The sequence below is a fragment of the Arthrobacter rhombi genome (assembly GCF_900163545.1).
Taxonomy (GTDB): Bacteria; Actinomycetota; Actinomycetes; order Actinomycetales; family Micrococcaceae; genus Arthrobacter_H; species Arthrobacter_H rhombi_A.
In genome coordinates, this window is sequence record NZ_FUHW01000053.1 from 26783 (window position 1) to 47003 (window position 20221).

19 protein-coding genes and 1 tRNA gene are annotated in these 20221 nt (G+C 65.1%); 8 read left to right on the forward strand and 12 right to left on the reverse strand.

Annotated features, from left to right (window positions below):
- Positions 1 to 57 precede the first annotated feature (57 nt).
- From FM101_RS15330 to FM101_RS15345, 4 genes are all read left to right on the forward strand, one after another.
- Entirely contained in the window at positions 58 to 993 is a 936-nt protein-coding gene (locus tag FM101_RS15330; RefSeq protein WP_087001239.1) for a methylenetetrahydrofolate reductase, read from the forward strand.
- Positions 994 to 1062: 69 nt separating this feature from the next.
- Positions 1063 to 3453, forward strand: coding sequence for a 5-methyltetrahydropteroyltriglutamate--homocysteine S-methyltransferase (metE, locus tag FM101_RS15335; RefSeq protein ID WP_087001240.1), 2391 nt, complete (start codon positions 1063 to 1065; stop codon positions 3451 to 3453).
- Between the two features lie 90 nt (positions 3454 to 3543).
- Positions 3544 to 4878, forward strand: a complete 1335-nt coding sequence (locus FM101_RS15340) for an O-acetylhomoserine aminocarboxypropyltransferase/cysteine synthase family protein (RefSeq protein ID WP_087001243.1) — start codon at positions 3544 to 3546, stop codon at positions 4876 to 4878.
- A gap of 1 nt (position 4879) precedes the next feature.
- On the forward strand, positions 4880 to 6097 hold the full coding sequence (locus tag FM101_RS15345) for a cystathionine gamma-synthase (RefSeq protein ID WP_087001245.1): 1218 nt from the start codon (positions 4880 to 4882) through the stop codon (positions 6095 to 6097).
- A gap of 121 nt (positions 6098 to 6218) precedes the next feature.
- On the opposite strand, the gene FM101_RS15350 is transcribed toward FM101_RS15345, so the two are convergent.
- Positions 6219 to 6734: a hypothetical protein gene (locus FM101_RS15350; protein ID WP_143269310.1), complete on the reverse strand. Its 516-nt coding sequence runs from the start codon at positions 6732 to 6734 to the stop codon at positions 6219 to 6221.
- 320 nt (positions 6735 to 7054) lie between these two features.
- On the reverse strand, positions 7055 to 7252 hold the full coding sequence (locus tag FM101_RS15355; RefSeq protein ID WP_087001250.1) for a hypothetical protein: 198 nt from the start codon (positions 7250 to 7252) through the stop codon (positions 7055 to 7057).
- A gap of 223 nt (positions 7253 to 7475) precedes the next feature.
- Between FM101_RS15355 and FM101_RS15360 the strand changes: the two genes are divergently transcribed.
- Both FM101_RS15360 and FM101_RS15365 read left to right on the forward strand, forming a co-directional pair.
- Entirely contained in the window at positions 7476 to 7976 is a 501-nt protein-coding gene (locus FM101_RS15360) for a MarR family winged helix-turn-helix transcriptional regulator (protein ID WP_087001251.1), read from the forward strand.
- Positions 7977 to 8040: 64 nt separating this feature from the next.
- On the forward strand, positions 8041 to 9729 hold the full coding sequence (locus FM101_RS15365) for an MDR family MFS transporter (RefSeq protein ID WP_087001253.1): 1689 nt from the start codon (positions 8041 to 8043) through the stop codon (positions 9727 to 9729).
- A 197-nt stretch (positions 9730 to 9926) separates the two neighbouring features.
- Here the strand turns inward: FM101_RS15365 and FM101_RS15370 are convergent, their stop codons facing one another.
- The 7 genes from FM101_RS15370 to FM101_RS15400 all read right to left on the reverse strand — a co-directional run bounded on the left by FM101_RS15370 (position 9927) and on the right by FM101_RS15400 (position 14577).
- Positions 9927 to 10625, reverse strand: a complete 699-nt coding sequence (locus FM101_RS15370; protein ID WP_143269311.1) for a hypothetical protein — start codon at positions 10623 to 10625, stop codon at positions 9927 to 9929.
- Positions 10626 to 10691: 66 nt separating this feature from the next.
- Positions 10692 to 11621, reverse strand: coding sequence for an AEC family transporter (locus FM101_RS15375; protein ID WP_087001257.1), 930 nt, complete (start codon positions 11619 to 11621; stop codon positions 10692 to 10694).
- 4 nt (positions 11622 to 11625) lie between these two features.
- On the reverse strand, positions 11626 to 12057 hold the full coding sequence (panD, locus tag FM101_RS15380) for an aspartate 1-decarboxylase (protein WP_087001259.1): 432 nt from the start codon (positions 12055 to 12057) through the stop codon (positions 11626 to 11628).
- Positions 12058 to 12114: 57 nt separating this feature from the next.
- Positions 12115 to 12185, reverse strand: a tRNA-Gly gene (locus tag FM101_RS15385).
- Between the two features lie 95 nt (positions 12186 to 12280).
- Positions 12281 to 13474, reverse strand: coding sequence for a cation:proton antiporter (locus tag FM101_RS15390; protein WP_087001260.1), 1194 nt, complete (start codon positions 13472 to 13474; stop codon positions 12281 to 12283).
- A gap of 9 nt (positions 13475 to 13483) precedes the next feature.
- Entirely contained in the window at positions 13484 to 13966 is a 483-nt protein-coding gene (locus FM101_RS15395; RefSeq protein WP_087001305.1) for a cation:proton antiporter regulatory subunit, read from the reverse strand.
- A 110-nt stretch (positions 13967 to 14076) separates the two neighbouring features.
- Positions 14077 to 14577: an SseB family protein gene (locus FM101_RS15400; protein WP_087001262.1), complete on the reverse strand. Its 501-nt coding sequence runs from the start codon at positions 14575 to 14577 to the stop codon at positions 14077 to 14079.
- Positions 14578 to 14707: 130 nt separating this feature from the next.
- Here FM101_RS15400 and FM101_RS15405 point away from each other — a divergent pair, with 130 nt between their 5' ends.
- The gene (locus tag FM101_RS15405; protein ID WP_087001264.1) at positions 14708 to 16414 is read left to right on the forward strand and encodes a fumarate hydratase; all 1707 of its coding nucleotides are present in this window, start codon (positions 14708 to 14710) and stop codon (positions 16412 to 16414) included.
- A gap of 24 nt (positions 16415 to 16438) precedes the next feature.
- Here FM101_RS15405 and FM101_RS15410 read toward each other — a convergent pair whose 3' ends face one another.
- A complete protein-coding gene (locus FM101_RS15410) occupies positions 16439 to 17380 on the reverse strand; it encodes a M15 family metallopeptidase (protein WP_087001266.1) in 942 nt (313 codons plus the stop codon).
- A gap of 101 nt (positions 17381 to 17481) precedes the next feature.
- On the opposite strand from FM101_RS15410, the gene dcd reads away from it, so the two are divergent.
- Positions 17482 to 18063 (forward strand): dCTP deaminase, encoded by a 582-nt coding sequence (dcd, locus tag FM101_RS15415; protein WP_087001307.1) that lies wholly within the window; start codon positions 17482 to 17484, stop codon positions 18061 to 18063.
- Between the two features lie 6 nt (positions 18064 to 18069).
- On the opposite strand, the gene FM101_RS15420 is transcribed toward dcd, so the two are convergent.
- Both FM101_RS15420 and FM101_RS15425 read right to left on the reverse strand, forming a co-directional pair.
- Complete coding sequence (locus FM101_RS15420; RefSeq protein ID WP_087001268.1) at positions 18070 to 18837, reverse strand: SDR family oxidoreductase; 768 nt, start codon at positions 18835 to 18837, stop codon at positions 18070 to 18072.
- Entirely contained in the window at positions 18834 to 20177 is a 1344-nt protein-coding gene (locus tag FM101_RS15425) for an MFS transporter (protein WP_087001270.1), read from the reverse strand. Before FM101_RS15425 ends, FM101_RS15420 begins: the two co-directional genes overlap by 4 nt.
- Positions 20178 to 20221: the final 44 nt, after the last annotated feature.

Below are 20221 nucleotides of genomic sequence, written 5' to 3' on the forward strand. Positions count from 1 at the left end.
GGGGTCGATCCGGCGCAGGCCGGTGCGCTCCCTCGCACCGATATTGCGAGGAGAACCATGCCCCATGACAGCAACGGCGCGGCCCCACCGGCCCTGTCCTTCGAGCTCTACCCACCGCTGGACAATTCGGCGGTTCCAAAGGTCGTGAAGACCATCGGCGAATTGGCGCAGGCCCGGCCCGACTACGTCGCGGTGACCTACAGCGGGGCGCCTCAGCGTCGCGAAGCCACCCTGGAACTCGTCGGCCACCTGGCCTCGAACACCAGGTTGCGTCCCCTGGCCCATCTGACCTGTGTCGGAGAGAGCCGGGCGTCGTTGACCTCCCTGATCGAACGCCTCATCGGATCGGGGGTCCGAGGCGTCCTGGCCCTGCGCGGGGACCTGCCGGTGGACCGGGCCACCTCGCGGGGTGACCTGCCGTTCGCCCGGCATCTGATCGAACTCATCCGTGACGTGGAAAGCCGCCATTCGGCGGCGCTCTGTGCCGGACGGCTCTCCGTGGGTGTCGCCGCCTACCCACAACGCCATCCCGAATCGCCCTCCTTTGAACACGACGTCGAGGTGCTGCTGGCCAAGGAACGGTCGGGGGCCGATTTCGCCATCAGCCAGGTGTATTTCCGCCCCAGCGACTATGCCCGCCTGCTGCAATCCGCCCGGGATGCCGGGGTGCGCATTCCCATCGTTCCGGGCCTCATCGCTTTCGACTCCGTGCGGCGGCTGACCCGGCTCAGTGGGCTGGCCGGAATCGAACCGGATCCGGTGCTGGCCCACCGACTGGAAACCGCGCGCGACGCCGATGAACGCCGCCGCATCGGGGTGGAAGCCGCCGTCGACCTGGGGCGCAACGCCCTGAACGACGGGGCCCCCGGCTTGCACCTGTACACCTTCAACGACCACCGCGGCCCGCTGGACGTCGTCGGACGCCTGGGCCTCACCGGCCGATTCGGGGACCCCGCCCCGCGCCCCGGCCGACTCACGGCAGTACCGGCCTGAGCTACTTCGCCACCCATCCAATCCCATCGAACCACCTACGGAATGACCACTACCGACAGGAGCACCACCATGAGCACCCCTCACTTCCCCGCAGCAACGATCCTCGGCTACCCGCGCATCGGCCCGAACCGCGAATTGAAGAAGGCACTCGACGCCCACTGGGCAGGAAACCTCGACACGGCCGGCCTGCAGTCAGCCAGCCGAGAGCTCCAGGAAAACACCATCTCCCGGCTGACCGAACTGGGCCTATCCGCCACCGACTCCTCCATCCCCGCGGACTTCTCCCTCTACGACCAGGTCCTGGACGCCACCGTGGCACTGGGGGCGTTGCCCTCCCGTTTTGCCGATCTGGCCGGCCCGGACGGCTCCATCGATACGGCCGGCTACTTCACCCTGGCCCGCGGGGATGCCGAACGCCAGCCACTGGAAATGACCAAATGGTTCGATACCAACTACCACTACCTCGTCCCCGAAATCGGTCCGAGGACGACCTTCGCCCCGCTGGCCCACGCCCTGACCACCCTGATCTCCGAACACCGAGGCGCCGGCAGGACACTGCGCCCGGTCCTCGTCGGCCCGGTCACTTACCTGCTCCTGGCCAAAGCCGAGGACGGCGCACCAGCAGGCTTTGACCCGTTGGAACGCCTGGATGACGTGGTCGCCGCCTATCGGGGGATCCTCGCTGCCCTGGCCGATGCCGGAGCCGATTGGGTGCAGCTGGACGAGCCGGGCCTGGTCACCGACCGCGGGGCCGCCCACGCCGATATCGCCGAACGCGCCTACCGCTCACTGCTGGCAGCGGACGACGCCGGAACCTCCTACTACGGGGGGCGCCGCCCCGCCCTGCTGGTGACCACCGGCTACGGCACCGCCGGAGACCGGGACACCCCGGGGGAGATCCTGGGGGTGCTGGCCGAACTCGGGGTCGAAGCGGTCCACGCGGATCTCCAGCGCGGGGCGCAGCCCCAGGCGGAGACGCTGCTGCGCATCGGGGCCTTCGGAACCCGGTTCGTGGCCGGAATCGTCGACGGCAGGAACATCTGGCGCAACGACCTGTCGGCCTCGCTGACCACGCTGCAGACCCTGGCAAACACCACCACGGTGCCCGCGGTGGCCACCACCACCTCGTTGTTCCACGTCCCGCATCGCCTCGACGTGGAATCCTCCCTGCCCGCAGGGGTGGCCGACTGGCTGGCCTTCGCCGATGAGAAGACCAGCGAGGTGTTGACCCTGGCCCGTGGGTTGGCCGAAGGGGCCGAAGCCATCCGGACGCAGCTCGAGGCAGCCACCGCGGCCCGTACCGCCCGCGCCCAAGGCACGGGGGTTCACCTCGACGCCGTGAAGGCGCGTACCTCAGCGCTGGCGCCGACCGACTTCGAACGCGGTGATGCCGACGAACGTGCCCAGGCGCAACGCGAACGGTTGTCACTGCCGCTGCTGCCAACGACCACCATCGGTTCCTTCCCGCAGACCACCGAGGTCCGCACAGCCCGGGCGGCGGTGCGCAAGGGAACACTGAGCGAATCTGAATACCAGCAGTTCCTGCGGGCAGAGATCGCCCGGGTGATCGAACTGCAGGAGGATATCGGGCTCGACGTATTGGTGCACGGCGAAGCCGAACGCAATGACATGGTCCAGTACTTCGCCGAGAACATGGACGGCTTCTCGGCCACCGAGCACGGGTGGGTCCAGTCCTACGGCTCGCGGTGCACCCGGCCCTCCATCTTGTGGGGGGACGTGACCCGGCCGAAGGCCATCACCGTGGAGTGGACCAGCTACGCCCAATCGTTGACGGCGCACCCCGTCAAGGGCATGCTCACCGGGCCGGTGACGATCCTGGCGTGGTCCTTCGTCCGCGACGATCAACCGTTGGCAGAAACAGCGAACCAGGTCGCCTTGGCCCTGCGCGAGGAGATCGCCGACCTGGAGGCTGCCGGCACGGCGATCATCCAGGTCGACGAGCCGGCCCTGCGTGAACTGCTACCGCTGCGGGCCAGTGACCAGGACGCCTACCTGGCGTGGGCGGTCTCCGCCTTCCGGCTGGCCACCTCGGGGGTGCGCCAGGCCACGCAGATCCACACCCACCTGTGCTATTCGGAGTTCGGTGAGGTCATCAGCGCCATCGACGGCCTCGACGCCGACGTCACCAGCCTGGAGGCGGCCCGCTCCCGGCTGGAAGTCGTCGCCGACCTGGCCGGTTTCGGCTACCGCCGCGGCATCGGTCCCGGTGTCTACGACATCCACTCCCCGCGGGTGCCCACCGAGGAGGAGATCGCCGGTCTCATCGGCACCGCCCTGCAGGGGCTGGATGCCTCCCGGCTGTGGATCAACCCGGACTGCGGGCTGAAGACCCGCGGCTACACCGAAACCGAGGAGTCCCTGCGCCATCTGGTCGCCGCGGCCCGCGCCGCCCGGACCGGCCTCACCGCCGGCGAACCCGTCGGCGTCACCGGGGCCTGATCCCCTGCGATTCGATGCCGTGCCGGTTCCGGCCGGCACGGCATCGAATCACCGTTTCCCACCACCAGCGACTGGACCAGGAGCCCCGCCATGAGCACCACCACCCCGGAACGCCCCGCAGCACCCTTCGGCCCGGCCACCGCGGCCATCCACTCCGGCTACATCCCGGCAGCACCGCACTTTGCCGTGGCCCCGCCCATCGTGCATTCGGCGGCCTTCGAATTTCCCGATCATGCCACCGCCGTGGAGATGTTCGCACTGCGCACCCCCGGCTTCACCTACTCGCGCACCGGGAACCCCACCGTCGCCGGGTTCGAGCAGCGGGTGGCCGCCCTGGAAGGTGGCATCGGGGCGATCGCCACGGCCACCGGACAATCGGCGGTAGCCATCGCCCTGCTGGCCTTGCTTGGCGGGGGACGCGACGAGGACGGGGTCCGGCTGCCCGGGGGGAATCACGTCGTCGCTTCCTCGCAGCTCTACGGGGGAACCGTGGACCTGCTCACGGACTCCTTCGGCGACTTCGGCTACCGCGTCGACTTCGTGGACCAGGACGATCCCGGCGCCTGGGAACGGGCCATCACGCCCGACACCCGGGCTGTGCTGGTCGAATCAATCACCAACCCGCTCTCCACGCTGCCCGACGTCGACACGATCGCGACGATCGCCCACGCAGCAGGCGTTCCCGTGGTCGTGGACAACACCCTGGCCACCCCTGTCCTGTACCGGCCGATCGAGCACGGGGCCGATATCGTGGTGCATTCGGCCACCAAGTTCATGGGGGGCCACGGTACGGCGCTGGCCGGGGGGATCGTCGACGCTGGCCGCTTCGACTTCGCCGCCGATCCGTTGAAGTGGCCGCAATTGGCGAAGCCGAAGGCCAGATACGGGAAACTGACGCTCATCGAACGCCATGGCCGGGCCGCATACCTTGCCTTGGCCCGCAGCAAGTACCTGCACGACCTGGGCCCCAGCCTGTCGGCGCCGGCAGCTGCGGAGATCAGCCGCGGGTTGGAAACCCTGGGACTGCGGGTTGACCGCCATGGAATCAACGCCCTGGCCGTCGCCCGGTTCCTGGAGACCCACCCGGCAGTTGCCCGCGTCCACCACCCCGGGCTCCGGGCCGAAACGGAGGCCGACCCGCGCTCGATGGTCTCCGTCTTCTCCTTCGATCTGGCGGCCTCCGGCGAGTCGGTAGGTCCCTTCATCGATGGGCTGGCGCTGTTCAAGCTGGTCGCCAACCTGGGAGATACCCGATCGCTGGTGGCCCATCCGGCGGCCATGACCCATTGCCGGCTCACCGAGACCCAACGCGTGGCTGCGGGTATCGGGGAGACCACCATCCGGCTTTCCATCGGCTTGGAGGATCCGGTGGACCTGATCGCAGATCTGGGCCAGTGCCTCGACGCCGCAGGACAGGAGAACTGACATGACCACCTTCCCGCCCACCTCCCCTCCACGGGGTTTCAACACGACGGCGATCCACGCCGGGCAGGAGCCTGACCCGCTGACGGGGGCCGTCATCCCGCCGATCTACCAGACCAGCACCTTCATCCAGGACGGTATCAACGTCCTGCGCGCAGGCCACGAGTATTCGCGTGGCTCCAACCCCACCCGCAACGGTTTCGAAACCCAGCTCGCCGCGTTGGAACACGGAACGAGCGCCTACGCCTTCGCTTCGGGCATCGCCGCCGAGGATGCCCTGCTGCGTGCGGTCCTGGCCCCGGGGGACCACGTGATCCTGGGCGCCGACGGTTACGGCGGAACCCACCGGCTCATCACCCAGGTCCTGGGCCGGTGGGGCGTGGAGAACACGGCGGTGGATATCACCGATCTGGCGGCGGTGCGGGCAGCGGTCCGCCCCGCCGGAACCGCGGTGCTGTGGCTGGAAACCCCGTCGAATCCGTTGCTCGCCGTCGCCGATATCGCCGGATGGGCGAAGATCGCGCACGACGCCGGGGCGCTACTGGTCGTGGACAACACCTTTGCCTCGCCCTACTTGCAGCGGCCCCTGGATCTGGGAGCGGACGTCGTCGTGCATTCGACCACGAAGTACATCGGCGGCCACTCCGATGTGCTCGGGGGAGCCGTCGTCGTCGCCGATGCCCTCCATCGCGGACAGCCGGTGGCCGAACTGGTGGCCTTCCAGCAGTTCGCCGCCGGAGCCGTTGCCGGGCCGCAGGATTGCTATCTGGCCGCCCGCGGGCTGAAGACGCTGGGGCTGCGCATGGACCGCCACGGGGCCAACGCGCTGGCGCTCGCCGAATGGCTGCGTGAGCAACCGGAGATCGCCGCCGTGCACTATCCGGGGCTCCCCGAGGATCCCGGGCACGCATTGGCCGCCCGTCAGATGGACGGCTTCGGTGGCATCGTCTCGGTCCGGTTGGCCGGTGGTGAGGCCGCAGCACGGAAATTCGCCGTCTCCACGCGACTGTTCGGGCTCTCGGTCAGCCTCGGGGGCGTCGAATCACTGGTCTGTTACAGCTCGGAAATGACCCATGCCTCGGTCCGTGGCACCGCACTGGCTGCCCCCACGGATCTGGTGCGCCTCTCGGTCGGGGTGGAGGATGTCCGTGACCTGCGCGGGGACCTCGGCCAGGCGCTGGCCGCGGTCGCTTCGTTACGCATGCCGGTGGGTGCCCGCTAGCTCGAGGGTGGCTGTAGCGTTTGGGCGCCGCGGGTTCCTTGTGCCGACGCGGAGTCGTCGTGCAGACTACGTTCAACATTTCGTGCAGTAGTCGTAGGAATGCGGCACCAGCCTCGAGCGTCTAATGGATGCTTTTAGCTTCGGTCACCTGTGATGCCTTCGAAGCCTGCAGAATCTGCAAGAGCATCCACGCGAGTATCAGGGCCAATAGAAGGTGCACAGATGAGTCGCTACCAGCCTTGTAAATCCAGCCTTTCCACCCGGCCAGCTCCGCTTCTACGACGCTGGCCCTCGCGTTGGAGACTCCAAGGCCCGCAAATGAATAGAGCACCAACGCTGCCGTGCCGACACCGAAGCCGCCCGACAGGGCCATGCGATCTCGGGGCGGCTGCTTGCCTGTGCCGACGAGGAGAGCATAGGCGACCAGTAGTCCCAACAGCATGATGGAGATCATCTGAAGATAGGGGACATGAGGCTCGGTTATGGCCACAACAGAATTGTTGAGACTAAAAGCTGCGCCATCGCGGGCGCCGATGGCACTCACCGTCAACAACCCCACCGCGAGGATATACACCAGCGACGCCACGAGCCCTGCGAGTATGAGAAAGGAAATTCTTAGTGCGTGCATCTTGCTCATCATTCGCTCTTTCGGCTGGGTGATTGACGCCCCCACGAGGCCCCCTGTCCACTTCACCGTATCCACGTACTGCTGTAGCCGAAAAGCCCGTCCTCGTCTCAGGGGTTGAGCGAGACCATAAACGCAGTGCCGGAAGACCTCCGGGATGGAAATCAGCCGTCTCATCCACATGAGCGGTCCTCCTCGCTTGAGGAGCAACGGTGCGAGGCCGGGACGTAGCTTCGCAGTGTCCCGCCGAGGGTTCTTCATGAAAGGACGAATCGGCCGATTTTGCGATGCCCTGACGCCAACGTTCCGCGGATGGCACGTGGGCAGCAGTCCTAGCTGGAAACTGCGTCGTTGCTTTTTCGTTTTTGCCGGCGCTCGGGCCACTTGATCAGGACAAAGGTGACGAGCAATGAACAAGTAATTGCAACAGCCCACCGAAGGAGCATCGGCACGTCGGTGTAAACGTCCAGCACGATGTTGGTGGCCAGCGCGGTCAGCGCGCTCAGGATTCCGGGCAGGTAGCTACGCATGTAACTCAGGTTGCCAGTCAGCCAGCGGAGGCGTCGAATGTGCCTGTCCAGAGAGCGGGCCCGGTCTGGGATTCACGGACAGTAAATCCGTGCGTTTCCTGACCTGGGCCATTCAGCCGTGCCAAGTCGTAGTTGAGGCTCCCCATGTAGTGGTGCCCTTCGCCGAAAAATTCGGCGTTCAAATCTCTGTGCTTAGGTAGTGGCGCGACGCTATTATTGTCTTATGCCTCAAGTTGACGAGCAGGTCGGCCTTCCGCCGCCATCGCTTATGTCCAGGACGACGTATCTGGCCGGAAGCTTGGCCCGGCTGGGTAAAGCAGGCATGGTCGCCACGCTCAAGGACCTCGGTTTGGGCTTCCCTCACTACGCGGTATTGATGGCGTTGGTGGATCTCGGTCCGCTGGCTCCCCACGAGTTGGCGACCCGCCTGAACACCGACAGATCCCACGTGAGCACCTACGTGGAATCCCTCCAACGCAGCGGATTAATTGAACGTCATCCTGACCCGTTGGATCGTCGGCGCATCATCGTCGCCATTACCAGCGCCGGAACTGAGATCGCCCACGACGTTGCCGCTGCTTCCACGGAGGCGGAACTGAACCTCTTATCTGGCCTGGCCGAAGACGAGCGCGTCGAACTGCGACGCTTGTTGCTCAAGGTCCTGCTCAGTGCCGACGGCTGGCCAGGTGCTCCGGCCGCTTCGACACACCCCCCCTCCTGCTAGACGGGTTCACCGTCCGGGAGGCCGGTTTTCGCCCCGCCCCTCCCTCCGAACCGCAGGATTCCAGATGGCACACGACACGGTACAAGAAGCCACCCACCCCAACGGCCAACAACCGGCCAGAACCAAGCGCGAGTTCGTGTGGGCGTTCATCGGGTTGCTGCTGGCGATGCTCCTCGCGGCGCTGGACCAGACGATCGTCGCGACCGCGCTGCCCAGCATTGTCGGAGACCTCAACGGTCTCGAACATATTTCCTGGGTGATTACCGCCTACATGCTGGCGGCGACGATCGGCCTGCCGATCTATGGCAAAGCCGGTGACCTGTACGGACGTAAATCTGTTTTTGTGTTCGCCATCGTGGTCTTCCTGGCCGGTTCGATCCTCTCGGGCACCGCAACGAACATGATCCAGCTGATCATCTTCCGCGCCATCCAAGGTATTGGCGGTGGCGGCTTGATGATTGGAGCCCAAGCCATCATTGCCGACCTTGTGTCCCCACGCGACCGTGGCAAGTACATGGGCTTCATGGGGGCCGTGTTCGGGGTGGCCTCCGTCGCCGGGCCTCTGATCGGCGGGTTCTTCACCGACAACATGGGATGGCGGTGGATCTTCTACATCAACATTCCGTTGGGCCTGGCGGCGTTGGGGACCGTGATCTTCGCCCTGCACCTGCCTCGGCCCTCCGGGGCGGCGCCTCGCATCGATGTTCTCGGCACCATGACCTTGGCTGTGTTCAGCGCCGCGGCCGTCTTCATCACCAGCTGGGGTGGAACCACCTATGCCTGGGGCAGCATCCAGGTGCTGGTCTTGGCTGTCGTGGCAGTCGTGTCGGCGGTGTTGTTTGTCTTGGCCGAGCGCCGGGCAGCCGAGCCGATCATTCCGTTGACGTTGTTCACCGAACGCAACTTCATCCTCCCGGCTCTGGCCGGGGTGACCATTGGTATCTCGATGTTCGCCACCATTGCCTACCTCCCGACGTACCTGCAGATGGTCGAAGGGGTCAACGCCACCGAATCCGGTCTCATGTTGATCCCGATGACCACGGGCATGCTCCTGGCCACCATTACCACCGGGCGACTGGTCTCCTCCACTGGCCGCTATAAGGTGTGGCTCCTGGTGGGACCGGTCATCGGCGCCGTGGGGCTGTTCATGCTGGCGCAGATCGGGGTGGGCGTCCCGTATTGGTACACCGCCCTGGCCATGTTCGTGGTCGGACTCGGTGTGGGGTGTTCGATGCAAAACCTCGTCGTCGTCGTGCAGAACAGCGTCCCCCACCGGATCGTGGGGGTGGCCACCAGTTCGGCCTCGTACTTCCGCCAGATCGGGGCTTCGCTCGGTATCTCGGTGTTCGGGGCGCTCTTCGTATCCCGGCTGACCGACGCCTTTTCCTCACTTCCGGCAAACGCCGGGAAGGGAAGCTTCAACGCGGACTCCGTCAGCTCGTTAACACCCAAGCTGTTGGCCCAGCTTCCGGCTCCGGTCCAGGAACTCATCGCCCAAGGGTTCGCCGACGCCCTGCCGCCTCTGTTCCTCTACGGCGTTCCGGTCATGCTGGCCGGTCTCGTCTTGGTGGTGTTCATCCACGAACACGCTCTGCGGACCGAGGTCGGCGGGGCGGAGCCTGCCACGGATTCCCCCTCGGTGGAAGCGCCCGGGCAGTCCGAGACGCCGGAAGCTGCCCCTGCAGCTGAGGCCCCGGCCAGGGGGCGCCACCGGGCCAACGCTGAGGACGCGCAAAGACCGTCTGCACCCTAGGCGTCGGGGTCGCGGTGCTCTGGCACGCACAAGGCCCCAGCCGAGGGGGATGGCTGGGGCCTTGCGGATCACTCGCACCTTGATGAGGCACCTTCAATACTAGGAAACGGCCCTTTGACTGAACTGTGCGCCCGGTTGGAGTTGGCTGGCCCGCATCGGCTGACGTCCCTCGCCGGTGCCGGCGGCAGTCAGTCGACTTAGGGCTCCACGGGCTGATCCGGTGCAGGTGCCGGGGCCGGGGCAGGTTCCTGAGGTGCCTCGGGGGCAGCCGGTTCCTCCTCTTGGGGCGCGGGTGCCTGATCCTGCTGGGGCTGCTGCTCCTCGTCCGGCGCTTCATCCTGCACGGGCGAGTTCGGGTCCTGATCCTTGGTTCCGGAGTCATCCGTCGGGTTGGTGTTCCCGCTGATCCCCGGGATCGAGGTACCGCCGGTTCCGCTCGTGCCACCCGTAAACGAGGACACCGCACGTCCTGCGGAGAGCTCGAAGGCGAGGATCAGGGCCATGGTGATGGCGAAGAGGGCGACGGTGACGCCGATGATGTGCTTCCACGGCAGCCTCTGCAGGATCCCGCGTCCAGCGTTCTTCGCCGGTTTCTCGACCTCATCGACGGTCGTTCCACTCGGACCCGCGTCCCGCGGTGTCGCTGGTGGTTGTGCGTCGTTAAATGGCCGGGTTTTGGCGCGCGCATTGCCCACCCGTTCGCCCACATGCTCCGTGGTCCGTTGGAGGGATTGGGAGTAGATCGAACCGCCGACGGTGATCACCAAACTACCCAGTGCTGCGCCGAGAATGGTCCCGGCCACGCCCAAGGTGGACAACACCACTGCCGAGGTCACAGCCCCTAAGGCAGAGCCGACCGAGCCGATCCAACTAATTTCAAGACGCTTCTTACTCACTGGTCCATTCTCTCGTGTTCCGTTGCAGCGGCCCAGCTGCCGCGCCCTTTTCGTCTACCGGCTGATTCAGGAGTTCAGCAGCAGGGGCACGAGCAGCATCGCGGGGACGGCGGCGATCGTCGTCAGTAGGACGGTGTCCTTGGCGACCACCAGCCCCTGCTCATACCGGGAAGCGGTGACGAAGACATTCTGTGCCGAGGGCAACGCAGCCATGATGACCACGGCAAATAATTCTGCACCGTGCAAACGGAACAAGAGGGCTCCGGCGAGCCACGCCAGCACCGGGTGGGCGATCAGCTTCAGTCCGGTGCCGATCAGAACATCAGACCGTCGGTGGGTGGCTTTTTCCAGGGGTTTGGAACCTACCAGAGAAATACCGAAGGCTAGGAGCATCGCCGGAATGGAGGCGCCGGCGATGAGCTCGACGGGGTCGGCGATCGGCTGCGGCAGGGTCCAGCCGAAGACGGCGAACAGCAAGCCGGCCAACGAAGCGACGATCATCGGGTTACGCAGCGTGCTGAGCACCAAAGCGGTCGGAGTGGTGCGCCGTCCCGAGGTGCTTGAATCCAGCAGGGCCAGGAAGATGGGGCTCCAGAGGGCCAGCTGGAAAAGGATCACCGGGGCCGCATGCGTGGTGCTGCCCAGGACGTAGGCAGCGATCGGCAACCCGAGGTTCGCCGAGTTCACGGTTGAAGCACTCATGGCCCCGACGAGTCGTTCGGGACGCCCTCGAGGCAACCACCAGCCGGTGACACCGAAGTAGAGCAAGGCAACTCCGGTGGCGCTGATCGCCGCCACAGCCAGGCTGGGGCCCAAGACAGCGCGGGGATCGGCGTCGGCGACAGTGACAAAGAGCAGCGCCGGGCTGGCGACGAAGAACGTCAGGCGGTTCAGGACGTAGCGGGCGTCGGCTCCGAGGACCCCCGTGCGTCCGACCACATAGCCGACGATGATGACGGCCCAAACAATCGAGAATCCAGAGAGGACCCCGAGCACGGTCCTAGGAGTCCGCGGGGGAGCCGGCGATGGCGTGCGGAGGGCGCGCGGCGTTACTCGATAGCGACTCGGAGGGATCGCTGCCGAGAGCGATCATCGAGTTGTTGGCATCGACGTGGACGATACGGGGTACATAGCTACGTGCTTCCGCGTTCTCCATCTCGGCGAAGCTGATGAGGATGACCGTGTCGCCGGGATGCACCAAATGCGCGGCGGCACCGTTGATCCCCAAGACACCGCTTCCGCGGTCGCCGGCGATGGTGTACGTCTCGAGCCGGGCACCGTTGGTGACATCGACGATGCTGACCAGTTCCCCGGGCAGGATGTCGGCGGCTTCGAGGAGGTCGAGGTCGACAGTCACCGATCCGACATAGTGCAGATCGGCATGGGTCACGGTGGCGCGATGGATCTTCGACTTGAACATTGTGCGTTTCATGGCACTCCTAGTCTACGCGCCGTGCGGTCGTTGGACTCCCGGTCCTGGCATGAAGAGAGCGGGCGACGGGAATCGAACCCGCGTGTCCAGCTTGGGAAGCTGGCGCTCTACCATTGAGCTACGCCCGCAAAACACCCGCCGGTCCGTTCGTACCCGCGGGTGCATCTCAGCATAGCCCACCGGGCGTTGACATGCATATTGGGGCCGCACCCCGCGCAGGATCCTAGTCTTGTCCTGCAGGCTGCGGGGACCGTTTTGGGCGGCCTGTCAGGGCTCGCGCCACCGGTTCGGCCAGTTTCGTGGCAATCGGACCCAAAACGGCCAACAACATCACATAGGCGGTGGCTAGGGCAGCCAACTCCGGGGAGGCCCCTCCACCGGCGACCGCAAGTCCGGCGATCACGATGGAGAATTCTCCGCGGGCGATCAACGCCGTTCCGGCGCGAATCCGTCCTGGTATGCCGATCCCGGCCCGACGGGCAGCCCAGACGCCGGTGAGGACCTTGGTCACCGACGTCACGAGGGCCAGGGCCAGGGCCAGGAGCAACACCGGAGGGATGGTCGCGGGGTCGGTGTTAATGCCGAACAGGACGAAGAACATGGCGGCGAAGAGATCCCGCAGCGGGGCCAAGACCTTGGCTGCGGAATGCGCCGTCGAACCGGAGATGGCAATGCCCAGGAGGAAGGCGCCCACGGCGGCCGAAACCTGCAGTGCCGCGGCGAGACCTGCCACGAGCAGGGCAGCCCCGATGAGCTTAAGCAGGAAGTTCTCCTGATCGGGGGAGTGGATCAGCCGCGAAATTTGGGGGCCGTACCTCAGCGCCAGCAGCAAGACCAGGGTCACCGCAAGCAGCGCGATGCCCACGGCCCGGAACCCACCCCAGAAACTCACCCCGGCCAACGCCGCCGTCAGGATCGGCAGGTAGACGGCCATCACCAGATCTTCGAGCACCAGAATGGAGAGCACCACCGGGGTCTCACGGTTTCCCAACCGGCCCAGATCGGTGAGGACCTTGGCCACGATCCCCGACGAAGAGATGTAGGTGACCCCTCCGAGCACCAGGCCACCAATGAGTCCCCACCCCAGAATGAGGGCGAGGGCGGCTCCTGGGACGAAGTTCAGGACCAGGTCAACCAGCCCCGCCAGCCACGAACGGCGCAGCCCGGTCACCAGCTCCTTGGCTGTGTATTCCAGCCCAAGCATCAGCAACAGCAGAACAACGCCGATTTCACTGGCGACGTCTCCGAACGATTCGATCCCCGACAGGGGGACCAAACCACCATGTCCGAAGATCAGCCCACCCAGCAGGTACAGGGGTACCGGTGACATGCCGACCCGTGCCGCCAGACGTCCGAGAAGCCCGAGGCCGAGGAAGACGGCCCCGAGTTCAATCAGGACGACGGTGGTGGGGTCCACGGGCAGCCCTTATCCGTGATTCAGCAGGTGGGCTGCTTTATCGAGACCTTCGGCCGTGCCAACGACGACGACCACATCGCCGGCTTCAAGCTCGAAGGTCGGGGAGGGGGAGGCAAAGACCTGACCACTCCGCGAAATGGCCACGATGGAGGCGTGGGTGCGAGTGCGCAAATGGGTGTCGCCCAAGGTGTGGTCTGCGTAGGGGCTGTCTTGGCTGATGACGAACTGCTGGGTGTTCACTCCGGGCAGTTCGCTATGTTCCGCGGAGAGACCTGCCACCAGTTGTGGGGCGCCGAGTAGACCGCCGATGGCCGATGCTTCCTCGGAGGTCAGCGGGATGGCCGCCTGGCAGGCGTCGGGATCCTGCTTTTCGGAGATGATCAGCTCCATGCCGCCCTCGCGTTTGATCACGACGCCGACACGTCGCCCCGTGGCCAGCATGACGTCGCGTCGCATACCGATGCCCGGGAGGGGCGTTTCTTCCAGATTCATGACACCAGCGTAGACCCCGGAGGAGTATCGGGCAGCCCTGGGGCGCAGAACGCAGATGGCCGTCGCCGGGAAACCGGCGACGGCCATCTGATGATGCTGGGTTCCCGGGTTTAGGCCTCCGGGGTTGATTCGTTGTCGGCGGCTGCCTCGGCGGCTCCCTCGGCGGGGGCCTCCGGTGCTGGGGAGCCGTCGGGGGCGAAGTCACGACGGATGGCGTCGACGCCTTCGGCAGGGATCTCGAAACCGAGCTGGTGGCCAGGGTTCAGGACCACGCCGGCACCGTTGAGGTTGTCGATGACCGCAGCACCGACGACGCGCACCGCGTAGGGGGCTTCGGCGGTGTAGGCCTCGGGGATCCGATTGACGTGCGTGAACAGGGCGATGACGGGGTCACCTTCCTTATTCTGCAGCAGCAGTGGCTGAACGTTGTCGGTTTCCTCGGTCACCTGCTCACGGCTGAGGAAGAAGACTTCCTCGGACAGGAAGGTGGCAATGACCTGACCGGCCATGGCCTCATCGGCTTGGCCCTCGTGCAGCACTGTTTCTAGGTGCGTTTGCGGCTCGTCGGGGTCCGGGTTTTCGGATGGGTTCTGCGTTGGCTCTTCGCTCATGTCTTCCAGCCGATCACGCTCGTAGCCGATGCGCAACCCGTCCCGGAATGGGCGGGTGGCGGTTCGGGGTTCTCCGGGGTGTCGAATTAGACTGGGCGGCAATCAACCCACCGGATGCCAAGGATGCCCCATGACCGAGTTCCAGTACGAGGACCTGTTGCCGATCGGCCAGGACGACACCCCCTACCGTCTCATCGGAACCGACGGGGTCCGTCGCGTTGAAGGGCCCGGCGGACGGAACTTCTTGGAGGTCGAGCCCGAGGCTCTGGCGCATCTGGCCCGGACGGCCCTGCACGACATCTCCCATTATTTGCGGCCCGCCCACCTGCAGCAACTGCGCAATATCCTCGACGACGACGAAGCCAGCCCGAATGATCAGTTCGTGGCCCTGGACCTGCTGAAGAACGCGAACATTGCCGCCGGTGGGGTTCTGCCGATGTGCCAGGACACGGGCACGGCGATCGTGATGGGCAAACGCGGCCAGCAGGTGCTCAGCGAGGGCCCGGACGAGAAGGCTCTCTCACAGGGCATCTATGACGCCTACACGCAGTTGAACCTGCGTTATTCGCAGCTCGCCCCGCTGACGACCTGGCAGGAAACCTCCACCGGGAACAACCTGCCGGCCCAGATCGAGCTCTATGCCGATACCGAGCCCGGCCACGAGGAACAGTACAAGTTCCTGTTCATGGCCAAGGGCGGAGGATCGGCGAATAAGTCTTTCCTGTACCAGGAGACGAAGGCGATTCTGAACGAGAACGCCATGCTCGCCTTCCTCGACGAGAAGCTTCGGTCATTGGGCACCGCTGCGTGCCCGCCGTACCACCTCTCGATCGTCATCGGGGGAACCAGCGCCGAATTCGCGTTGAAGACCGCCAAATACGGTTCGGCCAAATACCTGGACACCCTGCCGACCACCGGGGCGATGACCGGACGGGGTTTCCGCGATATCGACTTGGAGGAGAAAGTCCTGGAACTGACTCGCCACTTCGGCATCGGAGCCCAGTTCGGGGGTAAATACTTCTGCCACGACGTCCGCATCGTCAGGTTGCCCCGCCATGGTGCCTCGCTGCCCGTGGCGATCGCCGTCTCCTGCTCGGCAGACCGGCAGATGCTGGCGAAGATCACCTCCGAGGGTGTCTTCGTGGAACAACTCGAAACCGATCCTGCCCGTTTCATGCCCGAAACGGACCACCCAGCGGTCTCCGCGCACGACGACGACACCGATGGTGTCAGCGGTACCGGCGGATCTTCGGTGGTCAGGATCGACCTGAATCGGCCGATGTCCGAGATTCTCGCCGAATTGGCGAAGCACCCGGTCAAAACCCGCTTATCGCTGACCGGCCCCCTGGTGGTGGCCCGCGATATCGCCCACGCGAAAATCCGTGAACGCCTGGACGCCGGGGAAGAGATGCCGCACTACCTCAAAGACCATCCCGTCTACTACGCGGGCCCGGCGAAAACCCCGGAAGGCATGGCCTCCGGTTCCTTCGGCCCGACCACTGCCGGGCGGATGGACTCCTACGTCGACCAGTTCCAGGCGGCAGGAGGCTCAATGGTCATGTTGGCCAAGGGCAACCGGTCCCGCCAGGTCACCGACGCCTGCCAGAAGCACGGCGGCTTCTACCTAGGCTCGATTGGTGGCCCCGCGGCACGGTTGGCGCAAGATTGCATCCGCAAGGTCGAGGTCCTCGAATACGAGGAGCTGGGTATGGAAGCGATCTGGCGGATCGAAGTGGAAGACTTCCCCGCATTCATTGTGGTTGATCACCAGGGCAACGACTTCTTTGCCGAGACGATGACCCCGACCTTCACCGCGATCCCGGTTCGGGCCAGCTAGGACTTCGGGACGCCGGACGCGGAGCTACTGCGTGAAAGCGTTGCGGGCCCAGTCGGGCCACCACCGCGTCTCTTCGGCCCGGCGCTCCTGACGCTCCCACTCGGCGTCACGGGCTGCCTGCTCCTGGGCTTCTTGCCGTTTGGCTTCTGCTTCCTTTGCGGAAGCTTTGGCCTCCTGCTTCTTCCGCGCGGTCACCAGTTCGTTGGAATACTGTTCGAGGGTGGCGGTGCCATGCTGGTCCATCTGCCGTGCCGCTTTATTGCCGACATAGCGCAGGTGCCAGGGTTCGAAGTTGTAACCGGTGGTTTCCTGTTCGTCCTGCGGATACCTCACGATGAAGCCGTAGTCGGTGGCATGGGCGGCCATCCATTTTCCTGCCGGCAGATCTGCCAGGCAGGCCTTCAGGGAGCACTGCCCACTTGCGACGCCAAGGTCGGCCGAGAGCCCGAGCTGGTGTTCACTGGTTCCCGGTTTGGCCGAGATCCGTGAGGCGTAGTCCTTGCCGTACTTCCGCGTGTACCTCTGGAAGAGCTCTACTTGGTGGTCATAGGAGCGGTAGGCACTTTCGACCATGAGTGCGTGCCCGTCCTGTGCGGCGCCAGCGATGAGCTTCTTCAAGGCCTTGGCGGCGTGGGGCACCATCTCGGTGCCAGCTCCGGAGACAGCGACCAGCTCCTGAGGCGCATAATCGCGCGGCTGCAGCGGATGATGTTCGTTGACCAGTACCAGGGGGGAAGTGGGATCGGTGCTGTAGGCAGCGAATTCATGCTCGGATGTGGAGGCCTTCGACTTCTTTTCGTGCGTGGGCTCATCGGCGGCAGCGGTCGAGGGGGAAGCCTGAGTACTTTGCAGGTCACCGATCGGGGAGGCCTGGGCCGTGGTGACAGGCAGCAGGAAGGCGGCAGCGAGGGCGAGAGCGGTCGCTAGCGCGGGAAGACGCCGGGGCGTGTGCGGTGAAGTCATCATGGTGTTTGCGGTGCGCGGAGCAGCCTACGGATTTCGCATGCAGCTCAACCCACCAGCTTCAGGATAACGCCGGGGACCCGGCATAGGCTATTTTGGGAACCGTGCTGATATCTGACCGCGACATCCGGACCGAACTGGACAGCGGGCGCATCGGGCTGGACCCGTATGAGCCCGAGATGATCCAGCCCGCTAGCGTCGACGTCCGCCTGGACCGTTATTTCAGGCTTTTCGACAACCACAAATATGCCCATATCGATCCCTCACAAGACCAGCCGGAGCTGACTCGTCTGGTGGAGGTTGATCCTACCGAGGCCTTCGTCCTGCACCCGGGAGAGTTCGTTCTCGGCTCCACCTACGAACGGGTCACCCTGCCCGACGACGTCGCCGCCCGGCTCGAAGGGAAGTCATCGTTGGGCCGGCTGGGACTGCTGACACACTCCACGGCCGGCTTCATCGATCCCGGATTTTCGGGGCATGTGACGTTGGAGCTCTCGAATATGGCGACCCTGCCGATCAAGCTGTGGCCGGGATCGAAGATCGGCCAACTCTGCTTCTTCAAACTCACCTCGCCGACGGAGCACCCCTACGGTTCCGGCCCCTACGGGAACCGTTACCAGGGCCAACGTGGTCCGACGGCCTCGCGGAGCCACTTGAACTTCCACCGCACCGACCTGCAGCCCTGAACCCGGTCAGCCACGACCCGTGAACGGCATGCCGGTGGCCGTGATGACGAGTGAATCGACGGTGACGTCCAAGGGAAGGTCGGCTAATTGCCGCACCGCGCGGGCTGCATGTTGGACATCGAAAACCGGTTCGACCTGGGTGCTGCCATCCGCTTGAAGGGTCCCGGTGGTGAATCCGACCGTTAGCTCCGTCGCGGTATTACCGATATCGATTTGCGAGGCAGTGACCCGTGCGCTGCGACCATCGAGGGCGATGGACTTCGTCAGCCCCGTGATGGCATGTTTTGTCGTCGTGTAGGCCACTGATTGCGGGCGGGGCGCGTGGGCGGAAATCGACCCGTTGTTGATGATCCTGCCGCCCTGCGGGTCTTGGGCCTTCATGGTCCTGACCGCCGCCGCGGCACACAGCATGCTGCCGGTTAGATTCACGGCCACCACATCGTTCCAGTCGGAAACCGAGATCTCGTCGACCGAGGCGCGTGGACCAAAGGTTCCCGCGTTATTGAACAGGACGTCCACCCGGTTCCAGTCTGTGACGACCGTGGAGAACAGGGCGTCGACTTGCCGGGGGTCGGTGATGTCCGTCGGAACGACCAGGGCTCCTTCATGGGCCTGTGCCGTCTGTTCCAGGGCATCGGCGCGTCGTCCGGCCAAGGCCACATGCCAGCCGGTGTCCAGGAGTTCGCGGGCCACGGCCCGGCCGATCCCCGAGCCGGCTCCAGTGACGACGGCAACCCGGAGGGCCGTTTCCGGGGTGCTGGATGAGGCGGTCATGCGTTCTCCTGAGGGGTCGAATGATTGGGTTTGCGCACCGGCAACAGCAGGAACAATCCGATCAGCAGAACCAGCATGATGCCCAGGATGCCATAGCGTTGCGCCCCGCCGGCGGGGACGTGGCTCGTGGCCAAGACGATGGCCAAAGTGAAGAAGCCCGGCGCGAGGAAGGACACCGCACGACCCGTGGTGGCGTAGAGGCCGAAGAGCTCACCTTCGTGACCTTCGGCGGCCAACCGGGCCAGGAACGCGCGGGAGGAGGCTTGCGCGGGGCCGACGAACAGGGTCAACAGCAGGCCGAAGATCCAGAAGCCGGTGGCGTCGGGGGAGAGGAATACCCCTCCGGCGGCGATGAGCAGGCCCACCAGCGAACCGAGGATGACCGCCTTGGGGCCGATCTTGTCGTCGAGTACACCGCCGACCAGGGCGCCTGCGGCAGCCACGAGGTTGCCGACGATGGCGAAGACGATCACTTCGGAGAGCTCGAAGCCGAAGGTCCCTGCGGCGATCACACCACCGAAGGCGAAGACGGCGGCCAGTCCATCACGGAACACTGCTGAAGCGATGAGGAAGAAGACCGTGTTCCGCTCGGTGCGCCAGAGCGAGGCGACGTTTCGGCCCAGCTGCCGATAGGACTCCAAGATGCTGACCTTGGCCATCTTCTGCCGACGGGAGATCTCGGGGACGGCGAAGAGCACCGGCAGCCCGAAACCGAAGAACCAGAGAGCTGAGAAGACAGCGACGAGCCGGATGTTCAGGGCATTGTCGGTGCTTGCACCCGACCAGTCGAGCACGGGTTGAACGAAGAGGAACAACACCAGGGACAGGGCCAGGATGCCGCCGACGTACCCCATGCCCCAACCAAAGCCCGAGATTTTGCCGATGGTCTTGGGGGTGGAGATCTGCGGGAGCATGGCGTTGTAGTTGACGCCAGCAACTTCGGAAAAAATGCTGGCAGCCGCAATGAGGCTGACCCCCAGGATCAGGAAACGAGGATCGGGGAACACAAAGAAGGCGGCCGCGGTCGCCAGGGCCACCAAGGCCGTGTTCACTCCCAGCCAGAAACGGCGGCGGCCGCCCGCGTCCGAACGTTGACCGGTCACCGGGGCCAACAGGGCGATCGTGAAACCGGCGATGGTCAGGGCCAAGGACAGTGCTGCGGTGTTGGAGTCTGTATTGCCGAAGGCTGAACTGGTCAGGTAGACGGTGAAGACGAAGGTGGTCATCACCGCGTTGATTGCCGAGGCGCCCCAGTCCCAAGAGGCCCAGGCAATGACCTGCTTGGAGATGGTTCGTGCTCCGCGCTCGGGTAGCGCCGTGGGCGTGGCGTTCGGGCTCATTCCTGAAGCGTAACGCCCTGCGCGAAATTACCTGTCTATTAAGG